The following is a 20,904-nucleotide window of genomic DNA, read 5'->3' on the forward strand; positions in this document are numbered from 1 at the left end:
AGCGGGCATGACCTCAGGACCAGAGTCGCAATCCCAGACGCAAGCCGGGCAACCTGTCGGCAACGGCCACGACGGCGAGGACGATGCCGTCCTGCCCTTCGCGGTCGAGGCCCTCGACGTGCGCGGGCGCCTGGTCCGGCTCGGTCCCGCGGTGGACACGATCCTGCGCCGCCATGGCTACCCCGATTCTGTCGCCCGGCTTCTGGGCGAGGCCGCCGCGCTGACGGTGCTGCTCGGCTCGTCGCTCAAGTTCGAAGGCCGGTTCCAGCTCCAGACCAAGACCGACGGCCCGGTGGCGATGATCGTGGTCGATTTCGAGGCGCCCGACCGCCTGCGCGCCACCGCGCGGTTCGACGCGGAACGGGTCGCCGCCCTGGGTGAGCGCCCCCTGAAGGATGCCGACCTGATCGGTGCCGGCCATCTGGCCATGACCATCGACCAGGGCTCTGCGGCCAGCCGCTACCAGGGTGTCGTCGCGCTGGAAGGTCAGAGCCTCGAGGAAGCCGCACACCAGTATTTTCGCCAGTCCGAGCAGATCCCGACGCAGGTGCGCCTCGCCGTGGCCGAAGCGGTGGAAGAGGGCACAGGCCGTTGGCGCGCCGGTGGCCTGATCGTGCAGTTCCTGCCCCAGTCGATCGACCGCGCCCGCTTGGCTGACCTTCCGCCGGGCGACATCCCGGAGGGCCACACGCACCTGTCGGGGCAGGCCGTCGAGGACGATGCCTGGGTCGAGGCGCGCTCCCTCGTCGGCACGGTGGAGGATCATGAACTGGTCGATCCAAGCGTCTCGAGCGAGCGCCTGCTCTACCGGCTGTTCCATGAGCGCGGGGTGCGGGTGTTCGACCGCCAGCCGGTGCAGGAGGCCTGCCGCTGCTCGCGGGAGCGGGTGATGGGTATGATCCGCTCGTTCTCGCCGCAGGAGCGCCAGGACATCGTGGCGGACGACGGCCGCATCGTCATCACCTGCGAATTCTGCTCCCGCCGCTACGATCTCGACCCACAGGAGGTCGAGGCCGAGATCGGCGGACAGCCGAATCAGTAGCGGTTCCATGGGGAATGGGCGGGAGCGCGCAAGCCGGCAACAAGACCACCGGGCGGGCAGCGTCGCATGCGGAGCCCGCCCGCCGGGTCGCCCCGGAAACACGAATGGGCCTGGGCGACCCCTCCCGCGTGGTTTCGCTCAGACCTTCAGCACCGGTTCGGCGATGTCGCCGCGGCCGCGGTTCTTGAGGTAATCGGGCTGGAACAGGCACATCCGCACGGCATCACGATAGCGGCCGTTCACGAAGAACTCGTCCTTCAGGACGCCTTCGGGGTGGAAGCCGCAGCGCTCGTAGATGCGCACCGCTCGCGCATTGTCGCGATCTACGTGCAGGTACAGCTTGTGGATGTTAAGGACGCTGAACGCGTAATCCATGGCGATCCGCGTTGCCTGCCAAGCGTAGCCCCGGCCTTGAAAGCTCGGGTGGATCGCGATCTGGAATTCACAGCGCCGGTGCAGATGGTTGATCTCGACGAGCTCGATCAGCCCCGCGGGCTCGCCTGTCGGATCGGCCACGATGAAGCGGCGCTCGGTCTGGTTGTGGATGTTGCGCTCGTAGAGCTGCTGCAGTTCGGCGAAGGACTCGTAGGCCTCCTCGAACCAGTAGCGCATGATGCTGTCGTTGTTGTTGAGCTGGTGGACGAAGCGCAGGTCCTCGCGTTCGAGCGGTCGCAGCTTGATGGTGATGCCGGTGAGCGCGTTCATGACGCGTAAGCCTCGATCAGGGCCCTCAGGAACCACTCGCCCTTGTCGAGCGCGTCGAGGGTGATGAATTCATCGGGTTGGTGGGCCTGGGCAATGTCACCCGGTCCGCACACGACCGTCGGGATCCCGGCCTGCTGGAAGCGCCCGGCCTCGGTGGCGTAGGGCACCGCGATGGTGCGGTTGCGCCCGGCGAGCCGCAGGCACAGCCGCTCGGCCTCGGATCCGGGTTCGGGTGCGAGCCCCGGAATGTCGACCTCCTCCAGCGTTTCGATTCGCCCGTAATCACCGTAGCGGTTCAGGCGCTCGCGCGTCACCCGGTCGACCTCCTCGGCGAACAGGCGCGGGATCTCGCCCGGGTCGAGGTCCGGCAGGCCGCGATACTCCCAGTGGAACCGGCACTCCTTGGCGAGGATGTTGCGCGCCGTGCCGCCGTGGATCGTCCCGACATGGACCGTCGTCGCGGCCGGATCGAAGCGCCCCGACGCGTCGCCGCGCTCGATCATCCGATCGGCGATCCGGTTGAGGCCGGCGACGAGTTCGCAGGCCGCCGCCACCGCGTTCGCCCCCAGGGCAGGCCGGGCGGAATGGGCCTCATGGCCGTACACCGTGGTCAGGCAGGTGACGATGCTCTTGTGCGCGTCCGCCACCTCCATCCCGGTCGGCTCGCCGACGATCACCGCGCCGGGGCGCGGCAGGTCGGCGCCGAACCGGGTGATCGCGTCCATCGAGCCGAGGCAGGTGGTCTCCTCATCGTAGGACAGCAGGATGTGGATCGGCCGCTTGAGATTAGCCGCCAGCATGTCGGGCACGAGCGCCAGCGCCAAGGCGTCGAAGGCCTTCATGTCGACCGCGCCGCGGCCATAGGCCCGGCCGTCGGCGACGCGCAGGGTGAAGGGGTCGCTGGTCCAGGACTGGCCCGCAACAGGGACCACGTCGGTATGGCCGGAGAGGACGACACCGCCCTCGATCATCGGGCCGATCGTGGCGAACAGCGCCGCCTTGTCGCCGGCGGCGTTCGGCAAACGCAGGTAGGGGACACCCCAACCGTCGAGATAGGCGCAGACGGAATCGATCAGGGCGAGGTTCGACCTGTCGCTCTCGGTATCAAACGACACGAGGCGGGCGAGCATGTCGAGCGGACTGAGCCGCTCGCCGTTCCCAGACATGGATCCCTCCGGAGCGAGGCCCCGGAACCGGAACCTCAGTGCAGGCTTCGGCGGACGTGCGGACTGTCGAGGGAGAAGGCGGGAATCTCGGCCTCGAAGCTCTCGCCGGCCACTGTCGCCATGGTGTAGCTGCCAGCCATCAACCCATCGGGCGTGTTGAGCGGGCAGCCGCTCGTGTAGCAGAAGGACTCGCCCGGCTCCAGCACGGGTTGCTTGCCGACCACACCGGTGCCGCGCACTTCCTGGCAGGCCCCATGACCGTCGATGATGCGCCAGTGGCGGGAGCGCAGCTGCACCTGCTCGCTGCCGGTGTTCACGATCTCGACCGTGTAAGCGAAGAAGTATCGGCTCTCGTTCGGCGAGGATTCTTCCTCGACGAAGCGCGGCTGAACGGTCACACGAATTCCCCGCGTCTCGGCCTTGTACATCGCCCTATAAGGCCCTTCTTCGAACGGTGCGATTCGATGAAAACGAACTGAACACGCTTCACAGGCGGTGGTAGTAGGCGGTGAAATCCCCGTCAATTGCGGCGGACTACCTCGCGTGGATGATGCCGCAGGCCCATTCGATGGGATCCGAGTGCGGCACCGGGCGCCTCGCGCACTCGATTAAGCCGACATTAGCCAGTCCCGGCGGAGAACGTATCCGGACGCGGATCCACCCGGAGGCGCGCGAAGGAGTCGAGGCGCGATGAACGCGGGCGCAGGCAAGCAGGCCGCCGAGGCGGGCACCGCCGATCCGAGCGCCGGGCCCCGCTCCGGCATCCTACCGGCCGAGGCGATCGCCGCGTTGGCGCAGGCGGGCGGTATCCGAGTGGCCGAGGCTTTTGCGGGCGACCAGATCCAGCCGGCGAGCCTCGACCTGCGCCTCGGCGCAACCGCCTACCGGGTCCGCACAAGCTTCCTTCCGGGGGCGACCCGGACGGTCCAGGCCTGCGTCGAGCGTCTGTCACTGCACAAGATTGACCTGCGCCCCGGCGCGGTACTGGAGACGGGCTGCGTCTACATCGCCGAATTGCAGGAGAGCCTGGCGCTGCCGGGCAACCTTGCGGCGGCCGCGAACCCGAAGAGCTCCACCGGCCGGATCGACGTGTTCACCCGGGTGATTACCGACCGCGGCGAGGCATTCGACCAAGTCGAGCCCGGATATACCGGGCCGCTCTACGCGGAGATCTCGCCGCGCACCTTCCCGGTGCTGGTCCGGACCGGCTCGCGCCTGTCGCAGATCCGCTTCCGCCAGGGGTCGCCGCGGCTGACCGAAATGGAACTCGGCCAGCTGCACCTGCGCTCGGCCCTGGTCGATTCCAACGCCCCGTCCTTCCAGGGCGGCCTCGCGGTCTCGGTGGACCTGTCCGGATTCGACGGCCTGATCGGCTACCGGGCGAAGCGCCATACCGGACTTGTCGATGTCGACGCCCCGGGCCGCCACCGGGCGGTGGATTTCTGGGAGCCCCTGGCGGCCGACGGCTCGGGTGCCCTGATCCTTGATCCCGGCCAGTTCTACATCCTGGCGTCGAAAGAAGCGGTGCAGGTCCCCCCGGACCACGCCGCCGAGATGGTGCCGTTCGATCCGCTGGTCGGCGAGTTCCGGGTGCATTACGCCGGATTCTTCGATCCCGGTTTCGGCCATGCCGGAGCCGGCGGGGCGGGCGCCCGCGCGGTGCTCGAAGTCCGCTCCCGCGATGTGCCGTTCCTGCTGGAGGACGGCCAGATCGTCGGCCGGCTCGTCTACGAGCGGATGCTGGCGGTCCCCAAGACACTCTATGGAGCGGGGGCCGGCTCGAACTACCAGGCCCAGGGGCTGAAGCTCTCGAAGCACTTCTTCCTGTAGCCCGGGCAACCCGAACCCCGCGCGGGAGCAGCTTTCGCATGGACGCGGTGGACCGAAAAATCCTGGACGTTCTCCAGCAGGACGCGACACTGCCGGTCGCCGAGCTGGCCGAGCGGGTCGGCGTGAGCGCCGCGCCGTGCTGGCGCCGGGTCAAGAAGCTGGAGGCCTCGGGCGTGATCCGCGGCCGGGTCGCCCTGGTGGACCGGCGCAAGGTCAACGTGCCGACCACGGTGTTCGTGGCCGTGAAGGCGCCCCGCCACGCGGCCGACTGGTCCGACGCGTTCCGCCGGGTGGTCGCCGGCTTCCCGGAGATCGTCGAGGCCTGGCGCCTGACCGGCGAGATCGACTACCTGCTGCGCATCGTCGTGCCCGACATCGAGACCTACGATGCCGTCTACCAGCGGCTCATCGCCAAGCTCGAATTCTCGAACCTGTCCTCCTCCATCGCCATGGAGGAGATGAAGTATACGACCGCCGTGCCGACGCTATACATGGAGTGACGGTTTCGGGTTGGACGATCGATGACCGCTTCCACCGTCATTGCGCGCGTAGCGAAGCAACCCAGTGTCGCGGGCGGTCTCAGAACGCTGGCGTTTCCCTAGGTCGCTTCGCTCCGCTCGCAATGACAGTGTGGGTGTCACGTCACCCCTCCGCGATCGCGTAGGTGCGGTGGATCGAGGAAGCCTGCTCCCGGTGATCGTAACCGTAGACATGGATCGAGATCGCCGCGTCCGGGCCATCATTGGCGATCCGGTGCAGGTTCGGTCCCGACGGCATCATGCAGGCCACGTAGCCTGGGCTGCGAACCACATCCAGGGTCGCGACCGCGTGCGTTTCGCTGATTGGGCGATACCAGGTCTCGCGCAGGCTGCCGCTGAGCAGGCCGAAGCAGCAGGAGCAGTGGTGATCGTGCACGGGCGTGACCGCACCGGGGTTCCACACCATGGCCCAGACGCTGAGCGCTCGGTTGCCGAACAGCAGGTTGCGGCCGAGCCCCCCGGGCGGCGCGACGAGCCGCGTCCGGTCCAGGAAGTCCGGCCGCGCCAGGATATTGAGTAGGGTCGTCCGGGCAGAAGCCAGGTAGGCGGCCGAAGAGCGCCGGGCTGCAAGCGCGAGATCCGCCAGCATCGCCTCGACTTCGGCCGGATGGGTCAGCGGGGTCATTCGCGATCTCCTCGGATGCGCTCCGTCAGGCTGGACGAAGCCTAGCGTGGAGGTGCGGAAGACGGGTTGCGAAGTTCGCGCAAGGAGGGCCCAAGCGGGCAATGTGATTGCGCAAAATGGGATGCTGGCGAAATCACAATCCTCCCAACGGACGAGATGCGTCATGCCTCGGCCCATCTCGCTCCAGAGGCGCAATATATGGGCCCCGCTATATGCGAGGCCCAATCGATCCGCGCGCCGCTCAACCACCGTCGTTGCGAGCGCAGCGAAGCAACCCGGTGCGGCGCGTGATCTCCGAAGGTGGCGTTTCCCTGGGTTGCTTCGCTGCGCACGCAAGGACGGCGCGGGAGAAAGGGGCCGGCGTGCTTCGGCACCCGGCAGCGTCGGTCAGGACCCCGCGACGGAGCGCTCGAAGGCGCGCACCAGGGCTCGGTCGAGCTTGCCGTCCATGCCGTGGAGGATCCTCACGGCCTCGGGGGCCGGCATCGGGGCCCTGTAGGGACGGCGCTCGACCAGGGCGGCGTAGACGTCGCAGACGGTGATCAGGCGGACGATGTCGTCGATGGCGTCGCCGGAGAGGCCGTCCGGATAGCCCGAACCGTCGAGCAATTCATGATGGTGGCGCACCACCTTCAATACGGCGTCGTCGAAGCCTCCGGCCTGGACCAGGATCTGGTGACCCAGGGCGGCATGCGTGCGCATCACCGCCCGCTCCGCCGGGTCCAGGGGACCGGCCTTATTCAGGATCGCGAGGGGGATCTTGGCCTTGCCGACATCATGGACCAGAGCGGCGCGCACGAGTTGCTGGCGGTCGGCTGCCGAGAAGCCGAGGTCGATCGCGAAGGTCGCGGCGAGGCCCGCCACCAGCAGGCAATGCTGATAGGTGGCGTCGTCGTAGGCGCGCACCGTGTCGAGCCAAGAGGTCAGGCCACCCTGGCCGATCGCCCCGAGGATCGGCTCCAGGCCGTCATTGACCAGGGCGGCATCGACAGTGCCCGAGTCTCGTGCGGCATCGAGCAGGTTGGCGATGACCGCGCCGGCCTTGTCGGCGGCCTGGACGACCAGCGGAGAGTTGCCGCGCGCGACGGGCTTCGCGGTGGCCGCCGTGGGCAATAGCTGTGCCCGCAGCGCCTCGGCCACGGTTTCCACCGGCGTATCCTCCGGCAGGCAGAGGCGGGCGCCGAGCCCGCGCGCCGCTGAGAGGCTGCGGGCGCCCATGCTGCGCATCAGGAAAATCCGCGGCAGGGCCGGGGAGGCGGCGATCAGCGTCCGCAGTCCGACGAGCGGGGACGGCTGGAGTAGGTCGAGATCGACGACCAGGGCAAGACAGGATTCAACGGGCGCCGAGGCGGCGGCATCCAGCACCGTGCAGGGCGCGAACGGCTCGAGGGCGCGCAAGAGGTCGGCGCGCCGGGCGGGCTGATCGGTGTAGAGGACGACGGTGCCCGCGCGCATCTGGCCCTTCGTGGCATGGGACCGCCCCCGCGGCGCGGTCGGACCGCGCAGCTGCCAGACCGGTCTAGCGCGACCGCCTTGCCAGACCGTAACGGTGGATTCAGGGCTCAGCCAGCCGCAGCCGCGTCGAGAAGCCAGGCCACATCACCGACGCTGGCGACTCGGCCCGCGGGCAGGTCCTCCCCGGCGCCGAGACGGGCGAGGGCAGGGCGTTTGCCGGTGCCGGTGACCAGGAACAGCACATGCCGAGAGGAGGCTAAGGCGGGAAGCGTGAGGCTGATGCGCGGTACGAACGGCTCCAGACCGGCCTCGGGCACGGGGGCGACCAGCCGCGCGGTCTCATCGACCGCCGGCTTGCCAGGGAACAGGGAGGCGGTGTGACCGTCCTCACCGAGGCCAAGCAGGACAAGATCGAACAGCGGCCGGACGGGGTCGAGGGTTTCGGACCCGTAAAAGTCGAGCAGGGTCTGCTCATAGGCCCGGGCCCCGACCTCCGCGCCCGCGTCGGAGGGAATGAAGTGCAGATGGGTCGAGGGGATCCGGGAGCCGTGCCCGAACGCCTCGCGGACCATCCGGACGTTGCTGCGCTCATCGTCCCAGGGGACCACCCGGTCGTCACCGAAGAACCAGTGGATCCGCTCCCACGGTACCCGCGCAGCATAGTCCGGGCCGGCGAGGAGGCCGTAGAGCACCTTCGGGGTCGAGCCTCCCGACAGGCAGATCGCGATCCGCTCGGACCCGGTCTCGCCACAGGCCACGATCAGCCGCTCGGCCGCCTCGCGGGCGACCGCCTGCGGATCGGGCAGGAGATGGGTGCCGGTCGGAAGGCTCATCGGCCGGTACTCACGACTTTTTCGGTTCCTGGTGGCCGCCGAATCCCTTGCGCATGGCCGAGAGGAGCTTGTCGGCGTAGCTTTCCTGCTCACGGGAGCGGAAACGGCGGTACAGGGCATTGGACAGGACGGTGGCCGGCACGCTCTCCTCGATGGCGGCGTTGATCGTCCACCGGCCTTCGCCGGAATCTTCGACGTAGCCGGAGAAGTCCTGAAGGTTCTCGTCGCCGGCGAGCGCTTGCGCGGTCAGGTCGAGCAGCCAGGACGAAACGACGCTGCCGCGCCGCCAGACCTCGGCGATGTCGCCCATGTTCAGGTCGAAGCGGCGCTGGGCCGGAAGCGCCTCGGAATTGGCGTGCTTCAGGATGTCGAAGCCCTCGGCATAGGCCTGCATCAGGCCGTACTCGATGCCGTTATGGACCATCTTCACGAAATGGCCGGCGCCGATCGGCCCGGCATGGATGTAGCCGTGCTCGGCGCGGGGGTCGCGACCCTCGCGGTTGGGCGTCTTGGGGATGTCGCCGACGCCCGGCGCCAGGGTCTTGAAGATCGGATCGAGGCGGTCGACGGTCTCCGTGTCGCCGCCGATCATCATGCAATAGCCGCGCTCCAGCCCCCAGACGCCCCCCGAGGTACCGACGTCGACGTAGTGCAGGCCCTTGGCCTTCAGCTCGATCCCCCGGCGTACGTCGTCACCGTAGAACGAATTGCCGCCGTCGATGACGCAATCGCCCGCCTGCATCAGGTCGGAGAGCGCCTTGACCGCCTCCTCGGTGATCGCGCCCGCCGGCAGCATGACCCAGGCGGTGCGCGGAACCTCGAGCTTGGCGACCAGATCCTCCAGGCTCGATGCGCCGACCGCGCCGGCCTCCACCAGCCCGGCCACCGCCGCCGGGTTTTGGTCGAACACCACGGCTGTGTGCCCGTCGCGCAGGAGGCGCCGGACAATGTTGCCGCCCATCCGGCCGAGGCCGATCATGCCGAGTTGCATTGTCGTCATCTCCTCGGAGTTTTCCCCTCCCCCTTGCGGGGAGGGGTCAGGGGTGGGGGTGGTTCAGACGGGACCGCTGAGTCTCATCCGCAACCACCCCCACCTCCGGCTCCTCCCCGCGCGGGAGAGGAACGATGCTTAAGCGACCGCCGCCTGGAGCGCGGCCGCGATGCGCTTCAGCCCGGTGTCCAGGTCGCTCTTGATGTGGACCCGCAGCGCCCGGCGACCCCGCTCGGCGAGCACCGCGAAGTCGCCCCGGGCCTGCGCTGCTACGACGGTGGCGAAGCCCAGCGCCCGGCCTGGGATGGGCAGGTCCTCCGTCGGCGCCGAGGTGATCTGCAGGAACACCCCGGTATCCGGGCCGCCCTTGTAGGCCTGCCCTGTGGAGTGCAGGAATCGCGGCCCGAATTCCAGGCAGGTCGCGACCTTGCGGGCGTCGCGCACGGCAATCCGCGCCTCCTGTAGGATACCGGCGGTCTTCGCGTCGCGCGGCACGTAGGCGAGGAGCCCGAGATAGTCGCCGTCCTTCAGACGGGCGACCTGCGCCTTCAGCGCGGCCTCCAAGCCGTTGGTTGCCTGAGGCAGGGCCTCGGCGTTCTTCGGGTCGGCATAGAGCGCGACGGTCTCGTCCTCGAACAGAGGCGTCTCCGTGGGGAGGGCGCCGCTCGCTTCCGCCTCGGAGAACAGCTTCTTCGTCTCAATCTTGCTGGCCTCGACGTCCGGCTGATCGAACGGGTTGATGCCGAGCACCCCTCCGGCGACCGCAGTGGCCATCTCCAGCCGGTAGAATTCCTGCGGCAGCTGCTCGATCGAATCGAGGGTGATGCGGACGATGGGATGGCCATCGCGCTCCAGGGCGCGCAGGGCCTCGTCCTGGGCCTCCTGGGCCTGACCGTCGAGGCGCAGATAGATGAAGAACCGGTCGCGGCCGTAGACCGCCGGGACGCTCGCCGGCTCGCCATCCACCGGCACGAGGCCCTTGCCCTGCTTGCCGGTCGATTCGGCGATGAGCTGCTCCGCCCAGGCGCCGAAGCTGTCGATGCCCGGCGAAGCGATGATCGTCACCTTGTCGCGACCGGCGAGCGCCGCCGCCCCCATGGCAGCGCCGAGCAGAACGCCCGGGTTCTGTGCGGGCGGAACCACCGGTCCGCAGGAGCGGACCATGATCCGCGCGGTCTCCAGCAGGGCCTTCACGTCGAGGCCGAGGGCGGCGGCCGGCACCAGGCCGAAGGCCGACAGCACCGAGTAGCGCCCGCCGATCTGCTTCACGCCGTAGAAGATTTTCTTGAACTTATCCTTCTGCGCCGCGCGCTCCATGTCGGAGCCCGGGTCGGTCACGGCGACGAAGTGGTCGCCCGCCCGGTCGCCCAGTTTTTCCTTCACGCGTCCCAAAAAGTAGTCGCGAAAAACGTTGGGCTCCAGCGTCGAGCCGGACTTGGACGAGACGATGAACAGCGTCCGGCCGAGATCAATGCTCGCCTCCAGGGCGCGCACTTGATCCGGGTGGGTCGAGTCCAGGATCTGGAGCTTCGGGAAACCCTCGCGCTGGCCATAGGTCAGGCTCAGCACCTCGGGTCCGAGGCTGGAACCGCCCATGCCCAGCACCACGGCATCGGTGAAGCCCTCCTGCTTCACCCAGTCTGAAAAAGCTGCGTAGTCGGCGGCCTTCTCCAGCTCCTCCTCGACGATATGCAGCCAGCCGAGCCAGTTCGCCTCGTCGTGGCCGGACCAGACCGTAGCGTCCCCAGCCCAGAGCCGGCGGATCGAACCGCTCGCCCGCCAGGCCTCGACGGTCTTCTTCGCCTCGGCGGCGAGGGTGTCGTCCATGACCAAGCTCTGGCCATCCAGACGCTGGCCGAGAAGCGCTGCGCGCTTGCCGGCCACGGCGCCGAGCAGGTTGTCGGCGGCGTCGATGAAGAGCTGTACGCCTTCTTTGACCAGCTGCTCGGCGACAGCCTCGATGTCGATACCGGCCCGGGCGAGCCGGGTCATCACGGCCTCGGCCCCCGGCACGTCCTCCTCGATCGTCGCCCGGACGGTGCCGTGGTCGCGGAACGCGTCCATGGTGGCGGGCGGCATGGTGTTGACGGTGTTGGGCCCGATCAGCTCCTCGACATAGAGCACGTCGGAATAGGCTTTGTTCTTCACCCCCGTGGAGGCCCAGAGGAGCCGCTGCGCCTTGGCGCCCTTCTCGGCCAGGGCCGTCCACTTGGATTCGGAAAAAATCGTGCGGTAGCGCTGGTAGGCCAGCTTGGCGTTGGCGATCGCGACCTTGCCCTTGAGCTGGCCCAACGCCGCCTTCTCGTCGGGGTCGTTGGCCTCGGCGATCTTCTCGTCGAGCAGCTTGTCGACAAGCACGTCGATCCGGCTGATGAAGAAGCTCGCCACGCTCGCGACCTTCGACACGTCGTGGCCGGCCTTCGCCCGTTCGTCGAGCCCGTCGACGAAGGCGCGGGCCACCGCCTCGTAGGCCTCCTGCGAGAACAGGAGCGTCACGTTGATCGAGATGCCCTCGGCCGTGAGCTGGCGGATCGCCGGGATGCCCTCGGGGGTGGCCGGCACCTTCACCATCAGGTTGTCGCGGGCGACCGCCTTGTGCAGGCGCCTTGCCTCGTGGAGCGTCGCCTCGGTGTCGAGCGCGAGATAGGGCGACACTTCGAGGCTGACGTAGCCGTCGGCCCCGTCGCTCGCCTCGTAGACCGGGCGCAGCACGTCGGCGGCGGCCTGGATATCGGCGATGGCCAGGCCCTCGTAGAGGTCGATGACGCGGCTGTCGCCGGTTGCCTGCACGGCCTTCAGGCTGGCATCGTACGCGTCCGAGTGGCCGATCGCCTTCTCGAAGATGGAGGGGTTGGACGTGACCCCGCGCAGGCCGTCCTCCTCGACGAGGCGCTTCAGCTCACCCTTCTGGATGAAGCCCCGGGCCACGAAGTCCAGCCAAACCGACTGATCCTGTTCGTCGTGCAGGGCCTTGAGCGCGTTCATGTCGGTTCCTCGTCCTTCCCTAATCACGCCCTGCTCTCCTCCCCCTTGCGGGGAGGAGTTGGAGGTGGGGGTGGTGCCGGATGAAGCTCGGCGGTTCCTTCTGAACCACCCCCACCCCTGGCCCCTCCCCGCAAGGGGGAGGAGACGCGCTTTATCGTTTATGCTTGGCGAGCTGCGCCCGAGCGGCTTCCAGCACCTTGTCGGGGGTAAAGCCGAACTTGGTCTGGAGATCCTTGATCGGCGCCGAGGCGCCGAAGGTATCCATGCCGATGACCGTACCCTCGGTTCCGGCGTAGCGGTCCCAGCCGATCATGCTGCCCTGCTCGACGGTCACCCGCGCCTTGACCGCCGGGGGCAGGACCGAGTGCCGGTAGGCTTCGTCCTGGCGCTCGAACAGGTCCCAGGATGGCATCGAGACGACCCGCGCCTTCACGCCCTCGGCCTTCAGGGCCTCGAAGGCGCCGACGCAGAGCTGCACCTCCGAACCCGTGCCGATCAGGATCACCTCCGGGGTGCCGTCGCAATCGCCCAGGATGTAGGCGCCCTTGGCGGTGCCGGCGGCGGCGCCGTACTTCGAGCGGTCCAGCGTCGGCAGCGGCTGGCGGGAGAGGGCGAGCACCGCCGGCTGGTTCTTCAGGGAGAAGATCACCCGGTAGGCCTCGGCCACCTCGTTGGCGTCGGCCGGGCGCAGGGTGACGAGGCCCGGGATGCAGCGCAGCGACAGCAGCTGCTCCACCGGCTGGTGGGTCGGCCCATCCTCGCCCACGCCGATCGAGTCGTGGGTGAAGATGTGGAAGATCGGCAGTTCCATCAGCGCGGCGAGCCGGATCGGCGGACGCATGTAATCGGCGAAGACCAGGAAGGTGGCGCCATAGGCCCGCATCCCGGACAGGCCGAGCCCGTTCACGATCGAGCCCATCGCGTGCTCGCGCACGCCGAAATGCATGTTGCGGCCGCCCGGCGAGAACGGCCCGAACGAGCCGGCGCCCTCGAAGGTGAGGTTCGACTTGTTCGACGGCGCCAGGTCGGCTGAGCCGCCGAGCATAAACGGCACGTGTTGCGCGATGGCGTTGAGCACCTTGCCGGAGGATTCCCGGGTGGCCAAGCCCTTGGCGTCGGGCTCGAAGACCGGGATGTCCTTGTCCCAGCCGTCGGGCAGGCGGCCCTCAAGCAGGGCGGCAAGGTCCTCGGCATGGTCGGCATCGGCCGCCCGCGCCTTGGCGAGCAGGCCCTGCCAGGCGTCGTAGAGGGCGGCGCCGCGCTGGCCGATCCCATCGCGGAAGTTCTCCTGCACCCCGTCCGGCACCAGGAACTGCGCGTCCTCGGGCCAGCCATAGGCGCGCTTGGCGCCCTTCACCTCGTCCTCGCCGAGCGCGTCCGAATGCGCCTTGGGAGTGCCCTGCTTCTTCGGGGCGCCGTAGCCGATCACCGACTTGACCACGATCAAGGTCGGCCGGTCGTTGGTCGCCAGGAACGTCTCAAGGGAGCCGGCAATCGCGTGCAGGTCGTTGGCATCGGCCACCCGCAGCACCTGCCAGCCATAGGCCAGGAACCGGGTCGCGACCTCCTCGCCGAAGGCCAGCTCGGTATGGCCCTCGATGGTGATGGTGTTGTCGTCGTAGATCCAGCAGAGGTTGGCGAGCCGCAGGTGGCCGGCGAGCGAAGCGGCCTCGGAGGCCACGCCTTCCATCAGGTCGCCATCCGAGCAGATGGCGTAGACGTTGTAGTCGAACAGCGGCAGCTCGGGCCGGTTGAGGCGCGCGCCAAGGAAGCGGCCGCCGATCGCCATGCCGACCGAGTTCGCGACACCCTGGCCGAGCGGGCCGGTGGTGGTCTCGACGCCGGTGGTGAAATGATATTCGGGATGCCCCGGGGTCCGGCTGTCGAGCTGCCGGAACTTCTTGATCTCCTCCAACGTCACGGCCGGCGCGTTGCCGCCGTCGCTCTCGGCGACGTTGGCGAGGTGCAGCAGGGCGTAGAGCAGCATCGAGGCGTGGCCGCAGGACAGCACGAAGCGGTCGCGGTTCGGCCAGTGCGGATGGGCCGGGTCGTAGCGGAGATAGTGATTCCACAAGGTGTAGGCGACCGGGGCCAGGCCCATCGGCGCGCCGGCATGGCCGGAATTCGCCTTCTGCACCGCGTCGATCGCGAGCGTCCGGATGGTGTTGATGCTGAGCGTGTCGATCTCAGCGAAGCCCGCCTTGGCGGGAGTGTCAGCGCCGCTCATGATGTCGCGTCTTCCAGTTCGCCTCTTGCGTGCCGCTTGGCGGCTTCACGCTGCCGAAGGACGGCGGGAGGGGCTCCGTTGGCCTTACCACCCTGCCGATCCGCCGGTCCTTCGCCACGCGTATAGCTGAGCAGCGTGTTGACGAGCGCGACATGGGTGAACGCCTGGGGGAAGTTACCCACAAGCCGCTTGGCTTGCACGTCGTATTCCTCGCTCACCAGGCCGAGATCGGTGCAGATGCCGATCAGCCGCTCGATCAGCGCCCGCGCCTCGTCCCGCCGGCCGAGGCCGATCAGGTTGTCCGCGTACCAGAACGTGCAGGGCAGGAACGCCCCCTCGTTGCCGGACAGGCCGTCGGTGGTCTGACCCTCGGTCTCGTAGCGAAGGATGAAACCGTCGCGCATCAGCCCCTTGCCGACCGCCTCGACGGTGCCGACCACCCGGGGATCGTCCTGCGGCAGGAAGCCGGTATGCGCGATGAGCAGCAGGCTCGCATCGAGCGCCTGCGATCCGTACGATTGGACGAAGCTGTTGAGCCTGGCGTCGAAACCCTTCGAACAGACTTCGGCGTGAATCTCGTCCCGGACCGCGCGCCAACGCGCAGCTTGTTCCTCGGTGGCGCCGGACTCGTGCATCTCGTGCATGCGCAGGGCACGGTCGAAGGCGACCCAGGCCATCACCTTCGAATGGGTGAAATGGCGCCGGCCGCCGCGCACCTCCCAGATCCCCTCGTCAGGATCGCGCCAAGCCTTCTCCAGGTGGCCGAGGATGGCCAGCCCGACCCGTAATCCGTCCTCGCTGATCGGCAGGCCACGGGCATGGGCTTGGTAGAGTGCGTCGAACAGCTCGCCGTAGACGTCGATCTGGAACTGCGATGCGGCGGCGTTGCCGATCCGCACCGGCTTCGAGTTCTCGTAGCCGGGAAGCCAGTCGAGCTCGATCTCGGGCAACAGCCGCTCGCCGCCAATGCCGTAAAGGATATGCGCCTGCTCGGGATTGCCGGCCACGGCCCGCAGAAGCCAGCCCAGCCAGTTGCGCGCCTCGTCGATATAGCCGCCGTCCATCAGGGCGATCAGCGTCAACGTCGAGTCGCGCAGCCAGCAGAAGCGGTAATCCCAGTTGCGCTCGCCGCCGAGGCCCTCGGGCAAGGAAGCGGTGGGCGCGGCGACAATGCCGCCCGTGGGCTCGTAGATCAGTGCCTTCAGGGTCAGGAGCGAGCGCTGCAGCATCCGATCCCATGCCGTGCCCCCCGCACAGCGCTCCGACCATTCGCGCCAGGCCTGGTCGGTCGTGTCGAGGGCCTTGCGCGGCTCGATCGGGGTCGGATCGTCCTCGTGAGATGCGCCATAGCTTAGAACGAAGCGGTGCCGCTCGCCGGCATGCACGGTGAATTCGGAGATCGTGGTCTGCGCATCCGAGCCTTTCAGGTGGACGTCGGTGCGCAACACCACCTTGTGCGGTCCGGCGACGGCGCGCAGATCCCCCAGTTCCGAGCGTGAGACCCAGGGTACCGCGGAACCGTAATCGAAGCGGACCGCCATCTCCATCCGCATTGCGACGCGGCCATGCACGCCCTCGACCAAGCGCACCAGATGGGAGCCGTCGCCGACCGGCATGAAATCGGTGACCAGCACTTCGCCCAGCCGGGTCTTGTGCCGGGTCTCCAACACCAGGCTACCGGGCCGGTAAGCCCAGCTGGTCTCGACATGCTCGGCCTCGGGGAAAATTTTCCAGAAGCCATGGGACTCAGTGCCGAGCAGGCTCGTGAACAGGGCAGCGGCATCGAAGCGCGGCCAGCACAGCCAATCGACGCTGCCCTGCCGGCTGATCAGCGCGGCGCTGCGGCAATCCCCGACGAGCGCATAATCCTCAATGCGTGCAGCCATCCGGCCCCGGCTCCCGCGAGGCCAGGTGCCCCGGCCATCCGCTGCAACGCACCTAGGACGCCCGGTTGCGAGGTCCAGGGGCGGTTGCGCGGCAAGCCGAGTGGGCCGCTGTGCGGTGCCGTTGGTCTGACGCGCGCGTCAGCGCAGGCAATCGGCCACCACCAGGGCAACGGATCCGTGCAAGGCGGCCGCGCCGTCGCGCACCAGATCGGCCGCATCGCCAACGACCCGGGCGGCGGGCGCCAACCGTTCAACCACCGAGGCGGCGAAGGGCAGGGCGGCAGGCGGCAGCAGTCCGGCTTCGTCGGAATCCGCGGCCTCCGCGCGGCCGGCCGCCAGCGGATCGATCACGCGCTGGGGCGTCTCCGGGCAGCGGCGACCCGGGCAGGCATGGCGGCCCACCGTCGCGATATGCGCCGTCGCCCGGGCCGCAAGCACCGGCCTTGCCGGCTGCGGCGGGGCGAGGGGATAGACTTCGGCGAACGCCAGGGCTGCCGGGCGGCGGACGGGCACGGAGGCCGGCGCGGTTTTGACGAAGGCGGTGGGCGAGGGAGCCTCGGGCACGCTCAGCTCGGTGAGGGCCTCCGGCGGCGTCTGCGACGACGGGCAGTACAGCGAGGCGACGCCCAGCATCGCCACCACCACCACCGTGGGCAGAAACGGCATCGACACGCGCCCGGAGGTGGCATCCGTCAGGGCAAGCTGGTCTGGCCTGCGCATCCGTTTCACCGATCCCCGCGATAGTTCCGAGGTCGCAAAGGTAGCCTCAGCATTGCGGCGGAAGCTGGACCGTTTCATTGCGCGGCGGTAACGCTGACGGCGACCGCGGGGCATACACTTTGCTTGGTCCATTGGCTTGGCTGGGGGTGCCCGAACCGGGCCACCCTCTTGAGAAGACCCGCCCCGATCGGGCCCCGATGACCGAATCCAATCTCACCGTCGCCGTGATCGATCCGAGCCGCGCCCGCGCGGCCATCCTGGAGGAGGGATTGCGCGCCGCCGGCATCGGCCGGATCGTGGTGATCCCCGACACTGCCGACCTTTTGGAGCGGATAACCGCCCTCAGGCCCGACGTCGTGGTGATCCATTTGGAAAGCCCGAGCCGCGATATCCTGGAGCAGATGTCCGGTGTCTCCCGGCAGGTCGAGCGGCCGGTGGCGATGTTCGTCGACCGGTCCGACACGACCATGATGCAGGCGGCGGTCGATGCCGGGATCTCGGCTTACGTGGTCGACGGGCTGCGGGCGGAGCGGATCAAGTCGATCCTCGACATTGCGATCCTGCGCTTCAACGCCTTCGCGCGGCTGCAGCGCGAATTGTCCGAGGCTCGCGGCGAGCTGGCCGACCGCAAGCTGATCGAGCGCGCCAAGGGCATCCTAATGAACCTGAAGGGGCTCACCGAGGACGAGGCCTACAAGCAGCTGCGGCGCAAAGCCATGAACGAGAAGCGGAAGATCGCCGACATCGCCCGGGCCATCGTCACTACGGCGGATCTGCTCGGATGAGGCTCCAGCTCGGCTATATCCCGCTCTGCGATGCCGCGCCGCTGATCGCGGCCCACGAGTTCGGCTTCGCCCGCTCCGAGGGGCTGGACCTCGACCTTTCCGCCGAACCCTCCTGGGCAACTCTGCGCGACCGCCTCGCGCTCGGCCATCTCGACGGCGCCCACATGCTGGCTCCATTGGCCCTGGCGAGCCGGCTCGCCCTGTCCGGCCCACCGTCCGACCTCGTGGTCCCGCTCCAGCTCAGCGTCAACGGCAACGCCATCACGGTGTCGCATGGGCTCTGGGCCGCGATGGCACCGGTGAGCGAAGACCTGGTGGATGTTGCCCACGCCTTTGCCCGGATCGCGACCGCGCGCCGGCACGCCGGCCGGCCGCTGACGCTCGGGACTGTGCATCCGTTCTCCTGCCACAGCTATCAGCTACGGCTGTTCGCCGAGGCCGGCGGCCTTGATCCGTCGGCCTTCCGGATGGTCGTGGTTCCGCCCCAGCACAGCGTCGAAGCCCTGGCCCGCAATCTGGTCGACGGCTACTGCGCGGGCGCTCCCTGGAACGACGTGGCCGTGGCGGCGGGCCACGGGCGGATCGCGGCGCTCGGCTGCGACCTCGCCCCCGACGCTCCCGAGAAGGTGCTGGCCGTGTCAGCGCGGCTCGATGACGCGACGCTGCCCCTGGTCCGGGCGGTGGCGCGGGCCGGGCAATGGTGCGCCGATCCGGCCAATCGCGCCGATCTGATTCACCGCCTGGCGCATCGGAGCTACCTCAACCTCGATGCCGAGCTGATCGGCCGGGCCTTCGCGGGCGACGCGATCCAGGATTCGGCCGGCAGCTTTCGGCCGGCGCGCGGGCATCTTGACCTCAGCGCCTCCGTACAGGAGCCACGCCCCGGGGCCGCCCGCTGGCTCGTGGCCCAGATGCGCGCCTCGCGGCAGATCTCTCACGAAGACCACCTCGAAACGGAGGCGGACGCAGTCTACCGGCCCGATCTGTACCAAGCCGCCCTGGCTCTCTGAGGAAGCGGGTAAGGCGAGACGCGTATCATCGATGCGCTGTGCGAACACACTCAAGCGCGGAACGTTGCTGGGTTTCGGCCGTTACGTGTTCGCCATGCCCGGATGCCGTAAACTCGATACCGAATCGTCGACATCGCATCCGCGTATGCGGGTCGAACTTCGACGCTATGTTCGCCGTGGCGCAAAGGCGCCGCGTGCCAGCAACGACAATCGCCGTCCTGGCGGTGTCCCCTCTTGGTATTGGGTCCTCGTGGCCGGCGCCATGCCAACACTCGGCCTGCTGGCGATGCTCTCGACATTGATCTGATCCATCAACGACTTTGGATCACCCGGCCAGACTTTGTCTCCGGGGAATTGTCGTGCCGTCGCGATCTCGTCGTGAGCCGTTCGATTTGGACGGCCGATTGAGGCGCCATTTCACAGGCGCAGACGCCGCGTGTGAACATCTACGACGGCATGCGCTCCGACCATTGTCCATGATCGGCTACACAAGCATCGATCACACCCGCTCGCCTTGAGCTGCGCTGATCGTTTAGGCGACCTTACGCCTGCTTTTTGTGCAGTGCGGTCATCGCCCTTTGCGATCGAGACCACTCCCTCACGGTCGTCTTTTCTATAACGCTCGGAATAGCTTACATTGAGTGCTCGTGCCTGGCACGAGTTCTGCAAGCCTCTCTGTGTCCGTCAATGGCGACGGGCAGCGCCGTCAGCGAGGCCGCTGATCCGGTTCTCCTGAGGCAGAAGCCTGCACCGGGGGATGACCGGCAGCGGCTTTTTCGTGGGCGGTCCGCCGACGACCCTGCAATCGAGGTCCAGACGCGATCCAGAGATGGCGACATCCCCCATGGACACCAGCGTACACGATGCGCGCGCCGAGACCGGCCTGCCGCGCGAGCGGCTCGTCGTGGTCGGCAACGGCATGGCCTCGCTCCGATTCCTGGAGCGCCTGACAGAAGGGTCCCCCGGCCGCTTCGACGTGACCTGCGTCGGCGCCGAACCGCAGGCGGCCTATAACCGCGTTCTGCTCTCATCGCTGCTCGGCGGCGAAGTCGACGAGGCCGCCTGCGAATTCCGCGGCTTGGACTGGTATGCGGCCCACGGAATCCGCCTGATCACCGGCGCGCCGGTCACCCAGATTGACCGTGAGAACGGCCTCGTCCTCGTTGGCGAGACCCATGTCCTGCCCTTCGACAAGCTCGTTTTGGCGGTGGGATCCCTGCCGATTCGGCTGCCAAAGCCCGGCATGGACCTTCCGGGTGTCATCACGTTCCGCGATCTCGCGGATGTGGCGGCGATCCGCAGGGCTGCCGTCCAGCACGCCAAGGCCATCGTCATCGGCGGCGGCCTGCTCGGACTGGAAGCCGCGGTCGGGCTGGCGCGGCTGGGCGTCGATACGACCCTGCTCCACGTCATGGATCGGCTGATGGAGCGCCAGCTCGATCATCATGCTGCCGGGCTGGTCAAGCACGCCATGGAGGCCCGCGGCGTCCGGGTGATCCTCAAGGCCGACACCGCCCAGGTGGAAGGCGACGGCAAGGTCGAGCGCCTCGTCCTCGCCGACGGGTCCGTCCTTCCGGCCGACCTCGTGGTCATGTCGGTGGGCGTGCGCCCCTCGGTGGCCCTGGCCCAGGGGGCGGGGCTGGAGATCGGCCGCGGTATCAAGGTCGACGACCGGATGACCACTTCCGATCCACGTGTCTTCGCGCTCGGCGAATGCGCCGAGCATCGTGGCCTCATCTACGGGCTGGTCGAACCGGCTTACGAGCAGGCCGATACCTTGGCTCGGCACCTAGCCGGTGAAAGCGCTGCCTATGGCGGCACGTCGCTCGCGACCAGCCTGAAGGTCTCGGGCCTGCCGGTCTTCTCGGCCGGCCTCGTGGACACGCCCGAGGATGCCGAGGCGATCGTCCTGTCCGATCCCGGCGCCGGCCTCTACCGCAAGCTGCTGCTGCGGGAGGGGAAGCTGATCGGCGCCGTGTTCGTGGGTGACATCGCCGAGCAAGGTGCCTGCAAGGGCCTGATCCGCTCCGGCGATCCGGTCGAGAACGTCGACGATCTGATGTTCGGGCGCCCGGCGCCCGAGCAATTGGCTGCTTAGGGAGGCG

17 protein-coding genes are annotated in these 20,904 nt (G+C 68.3%); 6 read left to right on the plus strand and 11 right to left on the minus strand.

All coding sequences use genetic code 11. The features are described 5' to 3' along the window. Positions 1-7 precede the first annotated feature (7 nt). Positions 8-1,042, plus strand: coding sequence for an Hsp33 family molecular chaperone (locus tag MKK65_RS12950; protein WP_243958092.1), 1,035 nt, complete (start codon positions 8-10; stop codon positions 1,040-1,042). Between the two features lie 138 nt (positions 1,043-1,180). Here MKK65_RS12950 and speG read toward each other — a convergent pair whose 3' ends face one another. Genes speG through apaG form a run of 3 tightly spaced genes read right to left on the minus strand, consistent with a single transcriptional unit; the run spans position 1,181 to position 3,341 of the window. Beyond that, positions 1,181-1,729: a spermidine N1-acetyltransferase gene (gene speG / locus MKK65_RS12955; RefSeq protein WP_280139118.1), complete on the minus strand. Its 549-nt coding sequence runs from the start codon at positions 1,727-1,729 to the stop codon at positions 1,181-1,183. A gap of 14 nt (positions 1,730-1,743) precedes the next feature. Continuing rightward, on the minus strand, positions 1,744-2,913 hold the full coding sequence (gene argE / locus MKK65_RS12960; RefSeq protein ID WP_243958094.1) for an acetylornithine deacetylase: 1,170 nt from the start codon (positions 2,911-2,913) through the stop codon (positions 1,744-1,746). A gap of 35 nt (positions 2,914-2,948) precedes the next feature. Next, positions 2,949-3,341: a Co2+/Mg2+ efflux protein ApaG gene (apaG, locus tag MKK65_RS12965; RefSeq protein WP_007562424.1), complete on the minus strand. Its 393-nt coding sequence runs from the start codon at positions 3,339-3,341 to the stop codon at positions 2,949-2,951. Between the two features lie 262 nt (positions 3,342-3,603). On the opposite strand from apaG, the gene MKK65_RS12970 reads away from it, so the two are divergent. Then, on the plus strand, positions 3,604-4,743 hold the full coding sequence (locus tag MKK65_RS12970; protein WP_243958095.1) for a 2'-deoxycytidine 5'-triphosphate deaminase: 1,140 nt from the start codon (positions 3,604-3,606) through the stop codon (positions 4,741-4,743). Between the two features lie 38 nt (positions 4,744-4,781). Further along, on the plus strand, positions 4,782-5,243 hold the full coding sequence (locus MKK65_RS12975; protein ID WP_243958096.1) for an Lrp/AsnC family transcriptional regulator: 462 nt from the start codon (positions 4,782-4,784) through the stop codon (positions 5,241-5,243). A 142-nt stretch (positions 5,244-5,385) separates the two neighbouring features. Here MKK65_RS12975 and MKK65_RS12980 read toward each other — a convergent pair whose 3' ends face one another. From MKK65_RS12980 to MKK65_RS13015, 8 genes are all read right to left on the minus strand, one after another. After that, a complete protein-coding gene (locus tag MKK65_RS12980) occupies positions 5,386-5,907 on the minus strand; it encodes a cysteine dioxygenase (RefSeq protein ID WP_243958097.1) in 522 nt (173 codons plus the stop codon). Between the two features lie 387 nt (positions 5,908-6,294). Continuing rightward, the gene (locus MKK65_RS12985) at positions 6,295-7,362 is read right to left on the minus strand and encodes an HD-GYP domain-containing protein (protein WP_243958098.1); all 1,068 of its coding nucleotides are present in this window, start codon (positions 7,360-7,362) and stop codon (positions 6,295-6,297) included. A 107-nt stretch (positions 7,363-7,469) separates the two neighbouring features. Next, positions 7,470-8,195, minus strand: coding sequence for a 6-phosphogluconolactonase (gene pgl, locus MKK65_RS12990; protein WP_243958099.1), 726 nt, complete (start codon positions 8,193-8,195; stop codon positions 7,470-7,472). A 10-nt stretch (positions 8,196-8,205) separates the two neighbouring features. Continuing rightward, entirely contained in the window at positions 8,206-9,186 is a 981-nt protein-coding gene (gene gnd, locus MKK65_RS12995; RefSeq protein ID WP_058191382.1) for a phosphogluconate dehydrogenase (NAD(+)-dependent, decarboxylating), read from the minus strand. Positions 9,187-9,324: 138 nt separating this feature from the next. Further along, positions 9,325-12,171, minus strand: coding sequence for a bifunctional transaldolase/phosoglucose isomerase (locus tag MKK65_RS13000; RefSeq protein WP_243958100.1), 2,847 nt, complete (start codon positions 12,169-12,171; stop codon positions 9,325-9,327). Between the two features lie 151 nt (positions 12,172-12,322). Then, positions 12,323-14,398 carry a transketolase gene (gene tkt / locus MKK65_RS13005; protein ID WP_243958101.1) on the minus strand — a complete coding sequence of 692 codons (2,076 nt, stop codon included), beginning with the start codon at positions 14,396-14,398 and terminating at the stop codon, positions 12,323-12,325. Further along, a complete protein-coding gene (locus MKK65_RS13010; RefSeq protein WP_243958102.1) occupies positions 14,395-16,284 on the minus strand; it encodes a glycoside hydrolase family 15 protein in 1,890 nt (629 codons plus the stop codon). Before MKK65_RS13010 ends, tkt begins: the two co-directional genes overlap by 4 nt. A 138-nt stretch (positions 16,285-16,422) precedes the next feature. Beyond that, positions 16,423-17,004, minus strand: a complete 582-nt coding sequence (locus MKK65_RS13015) for a hypothetical protein (RefSeq protein WP_243958104.1) — start codon at positions 17,002-17,004, stop codon at positions 16,423-16,425. 197 nt (positions 17,005-17,201) lie between these two features. Between MKK65_RS13015 and MKK65_RS13020 the strand changes: the two genes are divergently transcribed. From MKK65_RS13020 to MKK65_RS13030, 3 genes are all read left to right on the plus strand, one after another. Beyond that, positions 17,202-17,789 (plus strand): ANTAR domain-containing response regulator, encoded by a 588-nt coding sequence (locus MKK65_RS13020; RefSeq protein ID WP_058191368.1) that lies wholly within the window; start codon positions 17,202-17,204, stop codon positions 17,787-17,789. After that, positions 17,786-18,799, plus strand: coding sequence for a CmpA/NrtA family ABC transporter substrate-binding protein (locus MKK65_RS13025; protein WP_243958106.1), 1,014 nt, complete (start codon positions 17,786-17,788; stop codon positions 18,797-18,799). Before MKK65_RS13020 ends, MKK65_RS13025 begins: the two co-directional genes overlap by 4 nt. Positions 18,800-19,628: 829 nt before the next feature. Continuing rightward, positions 19,629-20,897, plus strand: a complete 1,269-nt coding sequence (locus tag MKK65_RS13030; RefSeq protein WP_243958108.1) for an NAD(P)/FAD-dependent oxidoreductase — start codon at positions 19,629-19,631, stop codon at positions 20,895-20,897. The last annotated feature ends 7 nt before the right edge of the window (positions 20,898-20,904 follow it).

It is taken from the genome of Methylobacterium sp. J-001 (assembly GCF_022829565.1).
In the GTDB taxonomy this organism is placed as follows: Bacteria; Pseudomonadota; Alphaproteobacteria; order Rhizobiales; family Beijerinckiaceae; genus Methylobacterium.